This window comes from Streptomyces seoulensis, from assembly GCF_004328625.1.
In the GTDB taxonomy this organism is placed as follows: domain Bacteria; phylum Actinomycetota; class Actinomycetes; order Streptomycetales; family Streptomycetaceae; genus Streptomyces; species Streptomyces seoulensis.
On record NZ_CP032229.1, the window covers coordinates 3,163,135 to 3,180,331 of the forward strand.

The 17,197-nt window shown below is 68.6% G+C and carries 14 protein-coding genes and 1 tRNA gene; 8 read left to right on the forward strand and 7 right to left on the reverse strand.

Annotation, left to right across the window (positions count from 1 at the left end; all coding sequences use genetic code 11):
- Positions 1-19: 19 nt before the first annotated feature.
- From D0Z67_RS14750 to D0Z67_RS14760, 3 genes are all read right to left on the reverse strand, one after another.
- Positions 20-1,573 carry a Stp1/IreP family PP2C-type Ser/Thr phosphatase gene (locus tag D0Z67_RS14750; RefSeq protein WP_199812116.1) on the reverse strand — a complete coding sequence of 518 codons (1,554 nt, stop codon included), beginning with the start codon at positions 1,571-1,573 and terminating at the stop codon, positions 20-22.
- Positions 1,574-1,714: 141 nt separating this feature from the next.
- A complete protein-coding gene (locus tag D0Z67_RS14755) occupies positions 1,715-2,248 on the reverse strand; it encodes an FHA domain-containing protein FhaB/FipA (protein WP_031179047.1) in 534 nt (177 codons plus the stop codon).
- A 10-nt stretch (positions 2,249-2,258) separates the two neighbouring features.
- Positions 2,259-3,113, reverse strand: coding sequence for an FhaA domain-containing protein (locus tag D0Z67_RS14760; RefSeq protein WP_031179046.1), 855 nt, complete (start codon positions 3,111-3,113; stop codon positions 2,259-2,261).
- Between the two features lie 439 nt (positions 3,114-3,552).
- Between D0Z67_RS14760 and D0Z67_RS14765 the strand changes: the two genes are divergently transcribed.
- Positions 3,553-3,639, forward strand: a tRNA-Leu gene (locus D0Z67_RS14765).
- A gap of 209 nt (positions 3,640-3,848) precedes the next feature.
- Here D0Z67_RS14765 and D0Z67_RS14770 read toward each other — a convergent pair.
- Together D0Z67_RS14770 and D0Z67_RS14775 are read right to left on the reverse strand one after the other, a co-directional pair.
- Positions 3,849-5,609, reverse strand: coding sequence for a hypothetical protein (locus D0Z67_RS14770; RefSeq protein ID WP_031179045.1), 1,761 nt, complete (start codon positions 5,607-5,609; stop codon positions 3,849-3,851).
- A gap of 2 nt (positions 5,610-5,611) precedes the next feature.
- Complete coding sequence (locus tag D0Z67_RS14775) at positions 5,612-6,523, reverse strand: hypothetical protein (protein ID WP_051887429.1); 912 nt, start codon at positions 6,521-6,523, stop codon at positions 5,612-5,614.
- Positions 6,524-6,634: 111 nt separating this feature from the next.
- On the opposite strand from D0Z67_RS14775, the gene D0Z67_RS14780 reads away from it, so the two are divergent.
- The gene (locus D0Z67_RS14780; RefSeq protein ID WP_031179043.1) at positions 6,635-6,946 is read left to right on the forward strand and encodes a helix-turn-helix domain-containing protein; all 312 of its coding nucleotides are present in this window, start codon (positions 6,635-6,637) and stop codon (positions 6,944-6,946) included.
- 226 nt (positions 6,947-7,172) lie between these two features.
- Here the strand turns inward: D0Z67_RS14780 and D0Z67_RS14785 are convergent, their stop codons facing one another.
- Both D0Z67_RS14785 and D0Z67_RS14790 read right to left on the reverse strand, forming a co-directional pair.
- A complete protein-coding gene (locus D0Z67_RS14785) occupies positions 7,173-7,805 on the reverse strand; it encodes a hypothetical protein (RefSeq protein ID WP_031179042.1) in 633 nt (210 codons plus the stop codon).
- Positions 7,806-7,989: 184 nt separating this feature from the next.
- Entirely contained in the window at positions 7,990-10,638 is a 2,649-nt protein-coding gene (locus D0Z67_RS14790) for an AAA family ATPase (protein ID WP_031179041.1), read from the reverse strand.
- Between the two features lie 565 nt (positions 10,639-11,203).
- Between D0Z67_RS14790 and D0Z67_RS30650 the strand changes: the two genes are divergently transcribed.
- From D0Z67_RS30650 to haaN, 6 genes are all read left to right on the forward strand, one after another.
- Positions 11,204-11,353, forward strand: coding sequence for a hypothetical protein (locus tag D0Z67_RS30650; protein WP_234312564.1), 150 nt, complete (start codon positions 11,204-11,206; stop codon positions 11,351-11,353).
- Positions 11,354-11,375: 22 nt separating this feature from the next.
- A complete protein-coding gene (locus D0Z67_RS14800) occupies positions 11,376-11,576 on the forward strand; it encodes a hypothetical protein (protein WP_131589648.1) in 201 nt (66 codons plus the stop codon).
- Between the two features lie 487 nt (positions 11,577-12,063).
- Positions 12,064-14,823, forward strand: a complete 2,760-nt coding sequence (gene haaT / locus D0Z67_RS14805; RefSeq protein ID WP_037774174.1) for a cyclophane-containing RiPP biosynthesis TPR protein HaaT — start codon at positions 12,064-12,066, stop codon at positions 14,821-14,823.
- A 146-nt stretch (positions 14,824-14,969) separates the two neighbouring features.
- Complete coding sequence (gene haaA, locus D0Z67_RS30485; protein ID WP_338058814.1) at positions 14,970-15,149, forward strand: HaaA family cyclophane-containing RiPP peptide; 180 nt, start codon at positions 14,970-14,972, stop codon at positions 15,147-15,149.
- A gap of 13 nt (positions 15,150-15,162) precedes the next feature.
- Positions 15,163-16,326, forward strand: coding sequence for an FxsB family cyclophane-forming radical SAM/SPASM peptide maturase (locus D0Z67_RS14815; protein ID WP_031179038.1), 1,164 nt, complete (start codon positions 15,163-15,165; stop codon positions 16,324-16,326).
- 39 nt (positions 16,327-16,365) lie between these two features.
- Positions 16,366-16,845, forward strand: a complete 480-nt coding sequence (gene haaN, locus D0Z67_RS14820; protein WP_031179037.1) for a cyclophane-containing RiPP N-acetyltransferase HaaN — start codon at positions 16,366-16,368, stop codon at positions 16,843-16,845.
- Positions 16,846-17,197: the final 352 nt, after the last annotated feature.

Consider the following 17,197-nt stretch of genomic DNA (forward strand, 5'->3'; position numbering starts at 1 on the left):
GGGGCCTCTCACGGCTTGCCTACTGCTTGCCGCACTGATCGGCGACCTTCTGCTCATCCTCGGAGAGGCTGGGGCCGGGCCGGGGAGTGGCGGACGCGGTCGGGGACTTCGAGGGCGACGCCTGCGACTTCGACCCGGAGGCCGAGGGGTCCGGCGAGGGGCTGGCCTTGGTGAAGGCGGTCTTGGTGGCACCGGTGGTGCCGCCGGCCGTGTCCTGGCCCGTCCTGGACTTCTGCTGCTCGCGCTCGGCGGCGGTGCGCTCGGCCTCCTTGCGGCAGGCGGACGCCTGCACGGAGAGGGCCTGCACCTTGGAGCGGGCCTGGGAAAGACCGCCCGCCACCACGATCGTGTTCTTGACCTGCTTCTGCTGGTACGACGGCAGGTACTTGAGTTCGATCTCGGGGTGGTCCTGCTCGACCTTGGACAGCGAGACCCAGGCGAGATCCTGGCTGATGCCCTGATAGAGCGCGACGTGCTCCCCGTTGACCCCGACGTAGTACTGGGTCTGGGTCCAGCGCCAGCCGCCGTAGACGGCGCCGCCGATCACCGCGAGGGCCAGCGCGCTCCAGAGGGAACGCTTCACCCAGCGCCGGCCCTTGCGGGGCTTGGTGAAGTCCTCCTCGGAGTACTCGCCGAAGCTGCCCTCGGGGACGTATTCCTCGGTGTCGCCGGAGGGCCCGCCGTGCCGGCCGCCGCCGGACTGCCTGCGGCCCTGGCGGCCGAGGTGCGAGGCCCGGCCGGCCGGGGTCTGCATGATGCCGTTGTCGTGGTTCAGGTGGTGCTGGTTCTCGGCGACGGCGCCGACCACGACCGGGGTGTCGGAGAGCTGCCCGGCGAGGGTGTCGCCGGTCTCCAGGTCGAGCACGTCGGCGACGATCACCGTGATGTTGTCGGGGCCGCCGCCGCGCAGCGCGAGCTGGATCAGCTCCTGCACGGTCTCCTGCGGGCCCTGGTAGCTGGCGAGCGCCTCCTCCATCGTCTGGTGGGAGACGACACCGGAGAGCCCGTCGGAGCAGATCAGGTAGCGGTCGCCGGCGCGGACCTCGCGGATGGAGAGGTCGGGCTCGACGTGGTCGCCGCTGCCGAGGGCGCGCATCAGCAGGGCGCGCTGCGGGTGGGCGCCGGCCTCCTCCTCGGTGATCCGGCCCTCGTCGACCAGGCGCTGCACCCAGGTGTGGTCCTGGGTGATCTGGCTGAGCATGCCGTCGCGCAGCAGGTAGGCGCGCGAGTCGCCGACGTGTACGAGGCCGAGCCGCTGGCCGGTCCACAGCAGCGCGGTGAGGGTGGTCCCCATGCCTTCGAGCTGGGGGTCCTCCTCGACCATGGAGCGCAGCTGCTCGTTGGCGCGGCGCACGGCGGTGCCGAGCGAGGTGAGGATGTCGGAGCCGGGCACGTCGTCGTCGAGCGTGACCAGGGTGGAGATGACCTCCGAGGAGGCGACCTCACCGGCGGCCTGGCCGCCCATGCCGTCGGCGATGGCGAGCAGGCGCGGACCGGCGTAACCGGAGTCCTCGTTGCCCTCCCGGATCATGCCCTTGTGCGATCCGGCGGCGAAGCGCAGTGACAGGCTCATGCGCACCTCGCCAGTCGGCTCCGGGTACAGCCGGTCGTGTCGAGCCACACTGCCCACCCTCCGGTCGGGAGCGCGCCGGGGACCGGATTGCGATCCGCCGCCGCGTGCTCGCTCCGCTCGCGCTCATTCATTGGTGTAGCACTACTTCCGCAGCTCGATGACGGTCTTGCCGATGCGGATCGCCCCGCCCACCGGGATCGGCGTCGGGGTCGTCAGCCGGGACCGGTCCAGGTAGGTGCCGTTGGTGGAGCCGAGGTCCTCGACGATCCACTGGCCGTCGCGGTCGGGGTAGATCCTGGCATGCCTGCTGGAGGCGTAGTCGTCGTCCAGGACGATCGTGGAGTCGTGCGCACGGCCCAGGGTGATGGTCTGGCCCTGGAGCGCCACGGTGGTCCCGGCGAGGGTGCCCTCGGTGACGACGAGCTTGCTGGGCGCGTTGCGCCGCTGGCGGCCGCCGCTCTGCTGGGCCCGCTGTCCGCGCTGGCCGCGCTGCTGCGGGGGTGCGGACTGCTGCCGGGCCGCGGTCTGCGGGCGCTGGGCCTCCCGGCGTGCTCCCCGCTGTGTGACACGCGTACCGAACAGGTCGCTGCGGATGACCTGCACGGCCACGATCACGAACAGCCACAGTACGGCCAGGAAACCCAGCCGCATGACCGTGAGGGTCAGCTCTGACATTGCCCCCGCTTCACCCTTCGGCTTGCCTATAGATAACGGTGGTGCTGCCCACGACGATCCGCGAGCCGTCGCGGAGCGTAGCGCGGGTGGTGTGCTGCCCGTCCACCACGATGCCGTTGGTGGACCCGAGGTCCTGGATCGTCGAGGGCGTCCCGGTGCGGATCTCGCAGTGCCTGCGGGAGACGCCGGGGTCGTCGATGCGCACGTCCGCCTCGGTGCTGCGGCCCATCACGAGGGTCGCGCGGGAGATCTGGTGGCGGGTGCCGTTGACCTCGATCCAGTACCGGGTCGCGGCGCCGCCCATCGGGGCGGCGGCGGGGCGCTGGGTCGCGGGCTGGGGGTAGCCGTAGCCGCCGGGCCGGGCGCCGGGGGGCGGCGCGGACGGCATCGGGGGGGCTCCGGCGGGCGGGTAGCCGTATCCGCCCTGGGGGGACTGGGGTGCCGCCGGGCCCGGGCCGCCGGAGTGCGGGGCCTGGGGCTCCTGGCTGCTGGAGGAGGCGAGGGTGCGGCTGCGCACCCGGTACAGACCGGTGTCCAGGTCGGGGGCCTTCTCCAGGGTGACCTTGATCGGCCCCATGAAGGTGTAGCGCTGCTGCTTGGCGTAGTCGCGCACCATTCCGGCCAGCTCGTCACCGAGTTGTCCGGAGTACGGGCTGAGGCGCTCGTGGTCGGGCGTGCTCAGCTCCACGATGAAGTCGTTGGGCACGACGGTCCGGTCGCGGTTCCAGATCGTCGCGTTGTTGTCGCACTCCCGCTGGAGCGCGCCGGCGATCTCCACCGGCTGGACCTCGGACTTGAACACCTTGGCGAAGGTGCCGTTGACCAGACCTTCGAGACGCTGCTCGAATTTCTTCAGGACTCCCATGGGGCACCTCCTCCGTCGCTGCCGTTCTGCCGTGCCGTGCTCGGCGCGGCAGCCTCGCCGGTACTGCTCACTGATCGTATCTACGCGCCCGGCAATCAGCCGGTTCCCCCAGCGGACCCCCTTCGAACTCCTTCGGAGGAGGATCGTAGAGGTGGTCCCGGTCCAGTGTCCCGCACCCGGCGCCCGGTCCGGTCCCCCTGTGGATGAGATGGCCGGGACCGGTACGAGGTTGATACGTGAACAGCTTTGTCCACAGGGGCGGGGGTTGCGGGAGCGTCCGCCGGGGCCGCCGTGCGGTGCGGGTTCCCGGGCCGTGCGGGACAGATGGCCTGGTGGGGGGCCTGGGGAAGGGATGTGATTCCACCCCTGGGGCCGTGCTAATGTTCTGCATGTCGGAAGGGGCCAGCCCGCAAGGGCCGAACCGGAAGACACACCCAATGCGCGGGTGGCGGAATAGGCAGACGCGCTGGATTCAGGTTCCAGTGCCCGAAAGGGCGTGGGGGTTCAACTCCCCCCTCGCGCACCAGGGAGCACCGACGAAAGTGCTCCTGACGCACCGACGGAACGGGCGGCATCGTGATCACGATGCCGCCCGTTCCTCTGTGTATGGGTAAAAACACGTGGACCGCCGACGGCTTGGGGCCGTCGGCGGTCCGGTTTTTGGGTGTGGATCTTCGATTGCGCTGCGGCGGGCTACGGGTGGCTTGTGATGAAGGTCTCAGGTCTGGGTGACTCTCAGGGCTGGTTGACGTGGCCCTTGGGGGTCCAGGTGCCCAGTGGCTTGGTCTTGCGGCGACGGGTGGGCCGACGGTGGGGCCGGTCGCCGTGGAGGGCGATGGAGTTCGCCCAGGCGGTGAGCTTGCGGCGGTTGGCGTGGGCGAGTTGGAAGGCCAGCAGGAGGGTCTGGGCGGCGATGCCGCGGATGCGGCGGGTGCCGGCATCCTCGAGGCGCTCGTGGAGGGGGTCCTTGGCGTAGCCGTTGATGCCCTCGACGCTGTTGCGGAGCCGGAAGTACACGCGCTGCCAGGCTTCGGAGCCGTACTGGAGGGGCTGCCAGAGGCTGGCGCCGGCTTCTGGTGGGACAGTGACGGTCTTCTGGATGCAGCACGGGGGTGAGCCTGCAGGGCTCGGAGCGGGGTCGACGAGGGGCAGGTGGATGCCACGGCCGAGGGTGTGCTTCTTGAGGGAGCACTGGGTGCGGTTGGCTTCGGCGGGGCACATCACACGGCGGTGACCTTCGGAGTCGGGGCGCTGTTTGGGCATGAAGAGGTACGCGGCGCGGGCACGGATGCGGTCGATCCAGGTCTGCTTGTCGATCTTCTCGGCGATCAGATCCTTGGTGGCGTCCTTGAGTTCCTGGGGCATGGATGGGCAGTACCAGTTGCCCTCGACGAGTTGAGCGCCGGCGAATCCTGCCTGGACGCCGAGCTGGTCCTTCGCGTAGTCGTAGACGGGCTCGTAGCCCATGGCGCGGATGGGGAGTTGGAAGTTCTCCGGCTTCTGGCCGTTGTAGGCGCGATCGCCTGCCAGGTAGCCGCGCGGAAGGCTGTCGTCGATCTGCTGGAGGGCTTCGACGGCGACATGTCCGGGGCGATGGCTGGGCTTGTCGACGGAGAAGGCGATGACGAGGGCGGGTACGACGTCGGGGTTCGCGGAGCCGTCGGGCAGCGGGGCGCCGTCTTGGTCGGGGTCGCGGGCGATGACGAGGGAGGCGTCGTAGCCGAACAGCCGCTTCTTGATGCGTTCCGCCTTCCTCTGGAGCCCGGCGCCTTTCTTGCCCCGCTGGGCGGGGGCGAGGTCGTCGAGGGCGAGAGGGTCCTCGTGCTTGGCGGTGCGCACGTACCAGCCGGCGTCGGGGTCGGTGGAGGTGACGGGGCCATCGGAGGCGAGGCCCTTCGCGTACGTGCCGATGACAGTGGCGTCGACGCAGACTGAGCCGTGCCAGTGGTCTTCCAGGAGGGGGAGGGCCTCGCGTAGGGACATGGCGAGGATCATGTTGGTCACGCGGAGCATGAGCGTGCGCTTACGAGCAAGCTCGCCGCGGTCTGCCTTTGCTAGGAACTTCTCTGCTTGGCGGCGGGCCAAGCGGTGGTTCTTGGGCAGCGGGGACGGGTCGATCGCATCGAGGACGCTGTGGATGCGGCGGCGGACGACGGCGTAGGCGGCCTCGAAGCCGCGATCATGGTCGGGATAGCGGCGCAGGCCGAGTAGCTGGCGCATCTCGTCGGAGAGCGCGAAGTACAGCAGGTCCGTGACGGCGGTGAAAAGGATGACGCCGCCGTTGCGTGCGGCGGTCAGGCACATGCCGACCAGCAGGGCCTCGACCGGAAGGGTGCAAGGGCTGCCTGTTCCGCGGGCGACGAGCGGTTCGATTTCCTCGATCAGGCCGGAGCCGGCCACTTCGTCGAGGACCTCCATGACCTCGTGGTCGAGGACAAGCGCGCGCTGAGAGCGCAGGCGGGCGATACGGGGGTGGCGCGCGAGACGGCTGTTCATGGTCAGAACTCCTTCAGTGCGGCTGCGGCCTGGTCGGGTGAGAGGTTCCGTACGTGGGGCAGGACCCGGTCGATGGAGCGCAGGGTGGTCAGGCCGGCGGCGGCCATCAGGGTGGGCAGGTGCATACGGGCTTCGATGGCGTCGACGAGCCACGTGGCGCGGGCCCGGCCTATGACCAGCGGTGGTGTTCCGGGCGGCTTCTTTGTGCGGGCGAGGAAGTTGGTGACGGTGTTGGTGCCGCGGGCGTAGCTGCTCGGGCGGAAGAGGTAGCGGGCCTGGCCGGGGCGAGAGGCCCAGGCGGTGGCCTCGGTGAGGACCGGCGCCCAGGCGGTGCGGCACAGCACTACGCGGGCGCGTGGCCCACGGACGGCGACGGCCACGGCTCCGTTGGGTGCCTCGCGTACGTCGTGGGTGCGCAGCGGGATGATCTCGGGTGAGTCCAGGGCGCAGCCGAAGCCTAGAGCGAGCAGGAGCAGGCAGTTGTAGCGCAGTTCGTCGGTGGGCTGAGCGCGGGCTGTGGCGTACAGCTGGGCTTGTTCGGGCTGCGTATAGGGGCGGGAGGCGTCTGAGCCGGAGTACGCGGCCGGGTTGCCGGTGATCAGGTCGGGGCCGAGCAAAGCGCGGCGGAGTTTGTTGAGGCGGCAGCGGCGGTTGGAGCGGGAGGACTCCTCCAGGTGCAGACAGCCGGTGGCCAGGTACCACTCGATCGCTTCCGCGGTGAGCAGGTGCTCGGCCTTTGTGGGGCGTCCGCTGGCATCGGCGTATGCCGCGGCGTGCGCGAGGGCGCCGAGCCAGTCCCGTGCCTCCTTCGGCGTGACCGGTTTGGCTGCGGCCACCGCACGGCGGCAGTCGGGGCCGACGCGGTCCCAGACAGGGCCGGGCAACTTAGGCCGGTAGCGCTCGATCGCGTCCATCGTGACTCTCCACCAGGAAAGGACCCCGGGAGGGGTGCTATTCCAATAGCATGAGGCGGAGGCGGCGGACACTGTCATGCGGGGAGGGCCGGATGGGCGACACTCTTCGACGTGCCCCAGGGAGACAAGCGACGACTCAAGCCCCACACGTACGTGGTCGAGGGCATCTGGCCGCACGCCGTGCTCGGTGACCACCACGGGGCCTGGGTGGCGCAGGAGGTGGCAGCCAGGCTGCGCCGGGTGATCGACGCCAATGGCTGGTCGGTCGCCGAGGTGTCCCGGCGTGCCGGGGTGTCCCGGATGACGATCGTGCAGGTGCTCGACGGCGCGGTTTGGTGCGACCTGCTGACGATCGCAAACCTGGAGAAGGCGCTCGAGGTGGACCTGTGGCCCGGCCGTGAGCCGGGCAATCCTCCGCGATGAATTCGCATGAGCATTCGGACTCCTCAAACTGCCTCTCGAGAAAGAGGCAGGGGAATATGGCCGAATGCCGGACACGCCCGGGTGGCGCCGGGTAGTGTCGGAAACGGCCTTAGCGGGTCACGACCGCCGTCGCATGAAGGGTCCAGGGGCAAACTGGACCTGCGGCGGCGGTCTCTTATCTATCGGCGGCGGTGCTGTGTGGGTGCCGCATTGTCGGTGGTGGGGGTCAGGCGAATTTCCAGTTCATGCGGGGCCGGTAGTAGACGTGTCGGTCGTCTTCGCGTGTGATGCGTTCCAGGGCGCCGGAAATCGACAGGGCCTGCAAGGAGTTGCGCAGGCTCTTGCGTGCCTGGGGGGCCTGGGGAATGCAGAGGGCCCGGGCCAGATCCTCGCTGCCCCACGGCGGGTCGGGGCGTTGGGCGATGACGTTCAGGATCTCCTGCTGCTTCTTGCTGCGGATGATGATCTCAGCAGAGGGATGTCCCGCGTCCGTCGCCGGCGGGACTGTGCATTCTTCGGGTTCAGCGGCTGCAGGGGATGTCGTCCTAGTGGTCTGCGGGTCCGGGACGACGCGCAGGGCCACCGGAGGGGCGGGCGGCGATGAGCTGAAGATGCCGTGCTCCCGGGCATGTTCGTTCATGGCCTGCAGGCGCGACTGCATCCCCACCAGACTCAGCGCTTCCTCGCGGTACGCGATCAGCAGCTCATACCTCTCGGTCTCCTCGCGTGCAGCCGCGTTGTGTTTTTCGATGGCAGCCTTGGACTTCTCGATCAGGGCGTTGTACTGACGGACCGCATACTCTGCTTCGTCGTCCCCGGACTCGGCCGGGGGACTCGAAAAAGTCTCCTGGTACGTCATGCGCACCACGGTAGAGGGCAGCCAGGATGGCTGTCTGGCTTTTGAGTGGCCAGGTGGCTGGCTTATGGACTGGGGGCCTTTTATCGCGGACTTTTCTCGGCCGCGCGTTCGCTATTCGCTTTTATGTGTGGCCGGATTGGGTATTTCTGAGCTGCCACCCGGTCTCGTATCTGGTCTCTGCTCCTCAGGCAGTCCAGATCGGCTGACCGCACTCGGCTTCACCCGACTGGCCGGGGAGGGGCAGCTCGGACAGCAGCGAAGCGGTCAGTTGTTCAGTGCCCTCGCGAATGGCACGGACGGCTGCGGTGCGCAGCAGGAACGCCAGCCGGCCCACATTGCCACCGGTGCGCTCGTGCAGGAAGCCGGCTTGAGCGGTGAGGGTGCCTGGTTCGTGCGCATGCAGGCGCAGTGCCGCCTCGGTCTCACTGATCATCCGGACCCAGTCCTCGTCCGGTGGCAGGTCGGACAGGTGGACGGGTGCCAGTCGACGGTACGGGCTGCGTGTCACCTCGCCGGCGAGAGCGTCGGGGGCGCCGATGCCGGCGAAGGCGAAAGTCGCCGGGATGCGGTCGCACAAGTAGTCCAGGACTTCGACCACAGACGTGCCGGCTCCGCCAGGACTGCGCAGATGCTGGATCTCATCGACCAGGATCAGCCTGGTCCGGGCGGTCTCCATGGCCTTGCTCACCTGAACCACCAGATCGGCGGTCGTCAGTGAGCCACGCAGGGGGAGGCCAAGGCGGCGGCCCAGTTCGGCCAGCAGTAGACGCGGTGAGGTGGCCGGAGCCAGCCGGGTGTAGACCACTGGGACGGTTTCCTCGTCCGGCTCCTGGGCGGTGCAGCGGCGGGCCGATTCCCACAGCGCGGTCGTCTTCCCCGTGCCGGCCTGGCCGGTCAGCAGAACCCCATAACGGGCGCCTGACGTATGTCTGTTGATGGTCCGTGCGTCCTCGATCTGCCGCGCGGCGGCCGTAACTCCAGGCGCGCGCAGGGGAAGTCGGGCGTGGTAGGTCAGGCGGACCTCCTCCGGAAGTGCGCGTGTGGGATCTGCCAGGGTGGGGAGCTGGGAGACGGAGTTCATCCAGTTTTTGAAGCGCCTCCAATCGTGCAACGACGGTCTGTCCGCGGGGGCATGGGTGGGAGCTGGCTGGTTGCCGACGGACGGCTCCGGGCCGGCCTGATCGGCGTCGGCGTAGCGGGAGGTGTGGTCAAGTGGCCTGTTTCCCAAGGTGAGGTGGAGGGAAGGCGGCTCGGCAGGAGGCATGACACGAGCCGTGATCCACTCGGCGTCCCCGGACCGCAGCCACACGTTTCTGAGGTCGTAGGGGTCCCACCGCACTTCCAACGGGCGGCGGCCTGTGCTGGGCGGCGTAGTCTGCCGCAGCCGCTTCAGGTCGGGGGCGTCATAGAGGCGCCCGCCGAGCCGTATCCCCGAGGACCCGACCACACGCTGGGCCGTCTTCAGGAACGGCGTGAGGTATTGCGGGGGGATGGGAACTGGTGTCCAGCCCGCCGTGGCGGTCAGCGTCTCATGGCGGGTCCGGGGAGTGTGCGCTCCGCCTATGGGGGCGGTCGATACTGGCATGTCCGGCCAGACGCGGGCCACCCACACCTCCAGCAGATCCTGCACCATCTCTGGTGGCCACCCCGCCTCGCGGGCCGACTGCCCGGCAGCGGAGAGCAGATGCTCGCTGAACAGCGACGTGAAGCGCTGTAGCGTGCGCTCCACGCCCACGCGGTCCACCGGGCGCAGGTGCCGCGCGGACCGGACGTGGATCCCCAGATTGGCGCAGGCTTCACGCAGCGCCCGCAGGCCGGGCGCGTTCACGTCGTCGATCACGAGGGCGGCCGGGCGGACCACGAGCGGGGGTGCATGCCGCCGGTTCGGGGGCCGTGCGTTGCCGGACAGCAGGGCGCCCCAGTCCGCCCACAACTCCGTCGGCGCGCACATCCGGGCCAGCAGCGTCGCGTGCAGCGACGGTCGGGGCCCGGCGTGGACCACGGCGGTCAGGACGAGTCTGGTCGCCTCGTCGAGTGCGACCAGCAGCCGTAGGCGACGGCCCGGGCCTTCCTGCCCGAAGGGCAGGGGAAGCTCGACCGTCTCCAGGTGAACACGCTCCCCTACCGCCACCACGCTCCCCGTCCTTTCCTTCCCCGTGTGGACTAGAAGCTGGGCGGCGAGGCGCCGGACGACGGCCCGGGACGGCCGGGGCAACTCGCCCGCCGCGATGGGCACAGCCAGACGTGCCAGCACCCGCTCGTGCAACTGCCCGGCGGGCAGGGGCCGGTCCGGCGGTTGTGCAGCGACAACTTCCTGCACCACGGCTTGTACTCGGGGGTGCAACCCAGGTCCGTCCGTTGCTGCGTGCCGTCCGGCTCGTCCGTCGGTGAGACCAGCCAGACCGCGCTGCTGATACCGCTGCCGTTTGCGCCGCACCGTCCGCGCCGCCGCCCCGCCTACGCCCAGCACGGCCAGCTCCCTGGCCTTGGCATCCTCTCGCTCAGCCAGCGTGTGGCGGGTGGGGTCGTAGCCAGGGCGCGGCTTGGTACCGGGCGGCGCGCCGTACGGCACGCCGGTCAGCACCTCAGTGACATGCTGCCGCCACCATAGGGCCCGCTCCGGCACCGACGGATCCGGTGAAGGCGTGCCGCCGCCCCCCAGGAACGCGAAATCCTCTGCCGCCAGCAGTGCGACCACATCGATGTGGTCAGTGGCGCCCAGGACGTCCCGCAGCGCCACGCGTCCGCCGCACACCCCGGTCACCGTGCACACCTGCCCGTCGAACCGAACCCGGTCACCTGTGCCGAGCCGGTCGGGCCACGACGCGCCCATCCGCGCTCCCTCGGTCCGCATTTCGGGGCCGGGCCGAGCCGCACCGAGATGCGCCCGCGCGCGTTCACACCGCGCGCCAGAACACCTCGGCGCCGCTGGCACCGGCCTGCCTCCCGACTAGTGGACTGGATGCACACCGGCCCTGCACCGGCCTTGTGGCATCCAGTCCACTAGACGCCGATAACGGTCTCATCCTGCCCCGTACCACTCGAATGGAACGCCCTGGATGCTATTCTAATAACGGATCGGGAAGGTGATCCATGTGACCTTCTCCCCCTCAACCCCCACCGCTGTCGTCCGGCCAGTCGTCATCGACCCGGCTGCTCGCTGCTTCCTGTTGGTGCCCGCCGAACACCAGGGCACCGAATGCTGGTCAGTGCCAGCCGTACCCGTGAGGGTCGGCGAGTCCTACCGTCGGACCGCGGTGCGTTACCTGCGACGGCAGGCTGGTCTGCCGCCCGTACGGATCACACCCGTTGTCGGGGTCCTGCCAGCCATCGACGATCGCAGACAGACGGAATACGTGGTCCTGGCGAGACCGGTCGCCGAGGCCTGGCCGCCAGACGTGCGTGCTCTGCTGGGGGACGGAGCCCGCTGGTGGAGCACTGCCCAACTGCGGGACGCGGGTGTGCGGGTGGAGCCCGACTCGTTGCCGCTGCTCATGGACGGCTACTGGGAGGGATGGCTGCCCGACGGGGTGATCGCCCTTGAGTGAGTTGGAAGGCAGGAGGAGTGAGGTGTCTCCCGTTGAGATCAGACTGACGCTGGTGGTCGGCGCGGTCGAGCTGAGGGCGGCGCGCCGACCAAGCCGTCTGCCTCCGCCGGCGTTCGGTGGCGGTAAGCATCTCGTGTTCCTCGTTTCGGCAGAGGATGAGCGCACCAGCGTATGGAAGATCTGGAAGCGGTCGGGCGACGCACTGGCCGCCGATGTTCTGTGAGAGTTATCGCGGTCGTTTAGTGCTTCAGGAAGACCATGACGGAGGTTGTCCGGGAGCTGGATGTCAGTTCGGAGGGTCTGCGTAACTGGGGCCGGTGTGAGAAGACTGATCAGGGCGAAGGAGCCGACGACGAGCTTGCGAGTGTCGAGCGGGAGAACCTCCGGCAGTTGCGCAAGCGGAATAGTGAAAGGCAGCAGGCGGACAGCGACGGCCACCTCGCGAGTGGTTGGAGGTTGCAACCGCGCCGCCGTCCACATTGAACAGTGATCGCCCTCTGGCAGATCCGAAGGGGCGATGGCGCAGAGGTGACCTTGACCAAGCTCTACGAGACTGGTCCGCTTGGTCAGTTGGGATGTCTTTCTGGGGGTGCCCGCGTGTTCAAGTCGGCTCTGCATGCGCTGTTCCGGTTCGCTGGCCGCGGAACCGGACTCGTTGGACGCTGCTCGGCCGGCCTGGTGACGCACTCGTGAGGGTGAGGCGGGGCGCGATGATCGCCGCCGTCGCCGGCGCGGGCGCGATCACCACCATGCTCGTTGGTCTGGTCACGAACGCCGTTTCCGCACAGTCACATTGGCCTTCATGGCTGGGGTGGTTGCAGGCACATCCCTGGCTGTCCTTCGTCATTCTGGGGGTGGTCACGGCAGGGCTGACGACGTTGCTCACCGCGTTGGGCGATCACCGAGAGCCGGTGCAGAGGCCCGAGCCGGCAGTGCGCCCGGACGTCGGTTCAGGTCCGCCAGGGGCCGCCCTGGTGCTGCGGTCCTTACCACGCGACACCGCGGCGTTCACTGATCGGTCAGCAGAGCTGGAGTCGCTGGTGCGCTCGGTACGTGCTGCGCAGGAGACCGGAGAGGCCCTGCTGGTCCACGTCATCGACGGGATGCCCGGAGTGGGGAAGACGACCTTCGCGGTGCACGCCGGGCACGTGCTCTCCGAGCGGTTCCCTGACGGGCAGCTCTTTGTCAACCTGAACGGGCACACGGCGGGGCGCAGCCCAGTACAGGCGGCCGAGGCTCTCGCGTCGCTCCTTGCGGCCGCCGGCGTACCGACGCAGCAGATCCCCGTTGGCGATGATGTCGGCGCGATCACGGAGGCGCGGGCTGCCATGTGGCGCAGCAGGCTCGCGGACAAGAAGGCGCTGCTCATCCTCGACAACGCAGCCAGCTATCGGCAGTTGGAGCCTTTGCTTCCCGGCGGGAGGGACTGCCTCGTGTTGGTGACCAGCCGCAAGCGGCTGGCGGCCCACGAGGAAGTGGTGCTGCCAGTCGAGGCACTGCCGTCCGATCACGCGGTGGACCTTTTCGTACGGCTCAGCGGGCGGACGGCGGACACGCTCGACCGGGATGCGGTCGAGGACCTGGTGCGACTGTGTGGATACCTCCCGCTGGGAGTGTCACTGCTCGCAGCGCGACTACGGCACCATCCCTCCTGGAGCGCCGGGGATCTGCATGAGCGGTTGATGGCGGCCCGGGACCGGCTGGGAGAACTGCGCGCCGGCGAGCGCGCGGTCGCCGCGACGTTCGAACTGTCCTATCGGGACCTCGCACCGGAACGCCAGCACTTCTTCCAGTGCCTCGGTTTCCACCCGGGCACGGAACTCGACGTGTACGTGGCGGCTGCGCTCGGATCGGTTTCGGCGGTGGTAGCCCGACAGCAATTGGAAGCGCTCTACGACGCCCATCTGATCGACGAACACCCAGGGAGTCGTTACCGGCTTCACGATCTCCTACGCGACTACGCTCGCGGTCTCGCTGACGGAGGAGACAGCATGGCCCACGTACAGGCCGTTCAGCGTGTGTGCACCTACTACCTGGCCGCTCTGGCTGTCGCGAATGAGCACATCGTCCGCAGCGGTTCGACGGTTCCACCTTCAGCCGGCGACGCGGGGCACGTTGAGACTCCGGTCATGGAGTCTCGTACGGCGGCACTGGGCTGGCTGGAGAACGAGCGGCCCAACATTCTGGCCTGCATCCGACAGGCCAACGGGTTCGCCCTGCATGACCTCGTGGTCCGTCTGGCTGAGTCGATGGCCCCCTTCCTACGGCAGGCCGGCCCCTGGGACCAGGCCGTCGGGCTTCACCGGACGGCTGCCGGGGCCGCCCGCCGCACTGGTGACCAGCGGGCGTTGGCCGGCGCACTGGCCGAGCTCGGCGTCGTACGGCGCTTCATGGCGTCCTACTCCGAAGCGACAGAAGCCCTGAACGAGGCGGTGACGCATTACGACGCGGTCGGGGACCGGAGTGGCAAGGCGGACGCCCTGAATCAGCTGGGCATCGTCTGGTACCTGACCGCGGACAACGATGCCTCGGCCCGCGCCCAGACTGAGGCACTCGCCCTCTACCGCGAGCTCGGGGACCGGCTCGGTCAGGCCAACGCGCTGGCCGACCTCGGTATGGTGCGGCGCCAGACCAGCAGGTTCGATGAGGCCGTCGAGGCCCAGTCCGAAGCGCTGTCGATCTACCGCGACCTCAGCGACCGGTACGGAGAGGCCAACTCCCTGCGGGACCTGGGCATCGTCCACTCCCTCATGGGCGAGTACGGCTTGGCCGCCCAGCGGCAGCGTGAAGCGTTCGACATCTACAAGGCACTGGACGACCGGGTCCACCAGGCCTACGCCCTGAACGAGATGGGTGTGGTGCAGAGGCTCATCGGTGATCTCGATGGTGCTCGCGGCGCTCATGTTCAGGCCTTGGAGTACTTCACCGAGCTCGGTGAACGCTTCGGCCGCGCGAACAGCATCCGCCACCTTGGGGTGCTGGACCGCCTGTCCGGCGACATGCCGACGGCGATCCGTCTTCTCGAGGAGGCTCTGGAGGCGTATCGCGACCTGGGCAGCCGTGGGGGCGAAGCCGCTGCGTTGAGCGAACTGGGGGTCGCCCGCGGGATCGTCGGTGAGCAGGACGGTGCTGCTGAGGCGTTCCGGCAGAGCCTGGAGATCCTGCGCGATCTCGGAGACCGCTGCGGCGAGACGGAACTGCTCAACCACTGGGGAGCGCTCCTGCGCACGTTCGGTGACCCGACTGCCGGGCGCTGGCGCTTCGAACAGGCGCTGGTTCTTGCCCAGGACATCCGCTGCCCGTTGGAGGAGGCACGGGCACTGGAAGGGATCGGCCGCTGCGACCGGGTGATCGACGGGCCCGACCGGGCCGAGGGGACGCTACGTGAAGCGCTCACCGTGTACCGGCAGCTGGGCGTGAGCGCATCGGCCGACGACGTCGAGCGGCTCTTGGTCTCGCAGACGGGATGAACCTGAACGAAATACGTGACGAGTTTCCGTATGTCGCGGTGAGTGGCAGCACTGCTACGTTGCGAGCTGATCTGTTGCTTCAACCACCATCGCCGCGTTCCAGTCTCTCGGCACGCCATCACGAGGAGCGTTGAATGCCGTCCAGCATGACTGTTCCCTGCCCATCGCCTTCCGGTCCGGACACCGCGGAGTCCGCGCCCGGCCTCGAAGTCCTGGACCGTGTAGCCGCCCGCGTGCAGCGCCGTCTGGCCGCTGAGCAGGCCGCCTCGAACAGCATCGGGGATGGCGCCCACGCAGCCTCGCTGATCTGGCCGTGGCCGCTGTAGTCACGGCTGCTTGATGACACCGACGCCTCCGCACAGGCCGTTCCACACCTTCATTCTCAAGGTCGCAAATCGATGCAACATTGACTGCGACTACTGCTATGTCTTCAACTCCAAGGACCAGGCATGGCGAAGCCTGCCGGCACGGATGAGCGTGGACGTGGCCCAGACGGCGGCTCGGAGGATCGCCGAGCACGTGGTGACGTACCGGCTGCGGACCGTCCACATCGTGCTGCATGGTGGTGAGCCACTGCTCGCCGGGCCCCGGCATCTGGGGGAGATTCTCCGCGTACTCAAGGACGGCATTCCGCCCGAGGTCGAGGTGCGCTTCGAACTGCAGACCAACGGGACCCTTGTGTCGGAGGCGTGGCTCGACCTCTTCGAGCAGTATGCGGTGACGGTAGGCGTCAGCCTTGACGGACCGCCTGCTGCCAACGATCGGCACCGACTTTCACACGCGTCCAGGTCGAGCGCGGCCTCGGCAGTGCGGGGCATCGAGCTGTTGCGGTCCCGGCCCGGGCTGTTCGCTGGGCTGCTCGCCGTCGTGGACCTGGCGAACGATCCCCTGGAGGTGCACGACTACCTCGCGTCATTCGAGCCTCCGGTGATCGACTTCGGGCTGCCGCACGGGACCCACGATGCGCCGCCGGATCGGAACGATCCCGCTACTCCCGAGTACGGGGTGTGGATGAGCCGCGTCTACGACGCATGGCTTGCCCGGTCTGAGTATCAGCACAGCGTGCGCATGCTGGAGGACATCGTGGCGCTCAGCTCCGGCGCACGCGGCGCGGTGGAGACCCTCGGGCTCGCGCCGCCTGCCAGCGTCGTGATCGAGTCCGACGGCTCAGTGGAGGGCGTGGACACCCTGCGCTCGGTGGAGGAGAGAGCCTCATGGCTGGGGCTCGACGTCTTCAGTGACTCCTTCGATGCGGCCATCCACCATCCCAAGCTCCTGCACCGGCAGGAGGACGGAACGGCCGCCCTCTCTGAGGAGTGCCAACGCTGTCCGCTGGTGGCCATATGCGGCGGTGGCTACCTGCCACACCGTTTCAGCGCGGCACGAGGGTATCGGAACCCGTCCGTCTACTGTGCGGACCTGGCGTATCTCATCCGGCATGTCCAGGGTTCTCTGCAGCGGCACGGCTGGGCCCTGGGGGCTGCTGCCGCCGGGTCCTCGTAGCAAACGAACGACCGCACGAGCGATAGGAGTTGCACGCTGATGACCGCGACGATCCGGCCCGCCGAGAAAAGTGACGTCCGGGGACTGGCTGAACTGATCGAGGAGATCGAGCGGTTCTACGGCACGGCCGATGCTGACATCCAGCCTTTCGACGAGCGCCAGGACCAGATCGAGGGGGCTCTCTTCGGCTCACCGCCTCTCGCCTCAGCCCTGCTGGTCGAGGACGAGGCCGGGGACGTCGTCGGTCTCGCCGCGTACTCGTTCCTCTGGCCGTCGGCGGGGTCCACCCACTCCCTCTTCCTCAAGGAACTGTACGTCCGTGACACCCTCCGTCGACAGGGAGTCGGCGAACGCCTCATGAAGGAGTTGCGTGCCATCGCTGCCGCACGCCCTGGGTGCAGCCGGGTCGAGTGGATGACTGACCGTGTAAATCCTGGCGCGCGTGCTTTCTACAAGTCGCTCGGGTTCGCAGAATTCGACGGGAAGATCGTCTACCGAGTCGAGATCGGTAAGACATGAGAAGGCTCGAGGTATGCCGGCCGTACCTGCAGGCGGTGGCGTTGGGAGCCAAGGCCGCGGTGTTACTCGCCGCTCGTCTCGGCGTGCAGGCTAAGAGACGTGGGCGATGACGGTGTAGCCCCGGACTGCGATGTTTGAGGCGGTAGCCAGAGCGTGACGGCCGGCCGGTGAGTTCCAGTCGACGGGATCCGGAGGATATGTGGCTGCGGGCATCGCGGCCTCCTTGTCTTGTAGGCGGTGGCATGCCAGGCCTGTGACGAGGGAGAGGCTGGCGACCAGGGTAATGATCAGACAGGCCAGATAGGGTGATCTAGCACAGGCTGGGCAGCGATGGCCCCGTGCCGCCTCCAAC

Excerpts from the sequence above, each read along its gene's own strand:
- D0Z67_RS14750 (WP_199812116.1), bottom strand. The coding sequence starts at position 1,573 with ATGAGCCTGTCACTGCGCTTCGCCGCCGGATCGCACAAGGGCATGATC.
- D0Z67_RS14755 (WP_031179047.1), bottom strand. The coding sequence starts at position 2,248 with ATGTCAGAGCTGACCCTCACGGTCATGCGGCTGGGTTTCCTGGCCGTA.
- D0Z67_RS14760 (WP_031179046.1), bottom strand. The coding sequence starts at position 3,113 with ATGGGAGTCCTGAAGAAATTCGAGCAGCGTCTCGAAGGTCTGGTCAAC.
- D0Z67_RS14770 (WP_031179045.1), bottom strand. The coding sequence starts at position 5,609 with ATGAACAGCCGTCTCGCGCGCCACCCCCGTATCGCCCGCCTGCGCTCT.
- D0Z67_RS14775 (WP_051887429.1), bottom strand. The coding sequence starts at position 6,523 with ATGGACGCGATCGAGCGCTACCGGCCTAAGTTGCCCGGCCCTGTCTGG.
- D0Z67_RS14785 (WP_031179042.1), bottom strand. The coding sequence starts at position 7,805 with ATGACGTACCAGGAGACTTTTTCGAGTCCCCCGGCCGAGTCCGGGGAC.
- D0Z67_RS14790 (WP_031179041.1), bottom strand. The coding sequence starts at position 10,638 with ATGGGCGCGTCGTGGCCCGACCGGCTCGGCACAGGTGACCGGGTTCGG.
- haaT (WP_037774174.1), top strand. The coding sequence starts at position 12,064 with ATGATCGCCGCCGTCGCCGGCGCGGGCGCGATCACCACCATGCTCGTT.
- haaA (WP_338058814.1), top strand. The coding sequence starts at position 14,970 with ATGACTGTTCCCTGCCCATCGCCTTCCGGTCCGGACACCGCGGAGTCC.
- D0Z67_RS14815 (WP_031179038.1), top strand. The coding sequence starts at position 15,163 with ATGACACCGACGCCTCCGCACAGGCCGTTCCACACCTTCATTCTCAAG.
- haaN (WP_031179037.1), top strand. The coding sequence starts at position 16,366 with ATGACCGCGACGATCCGGCCCGCCGAGAAAAGTGACGTCCGGGGACTG.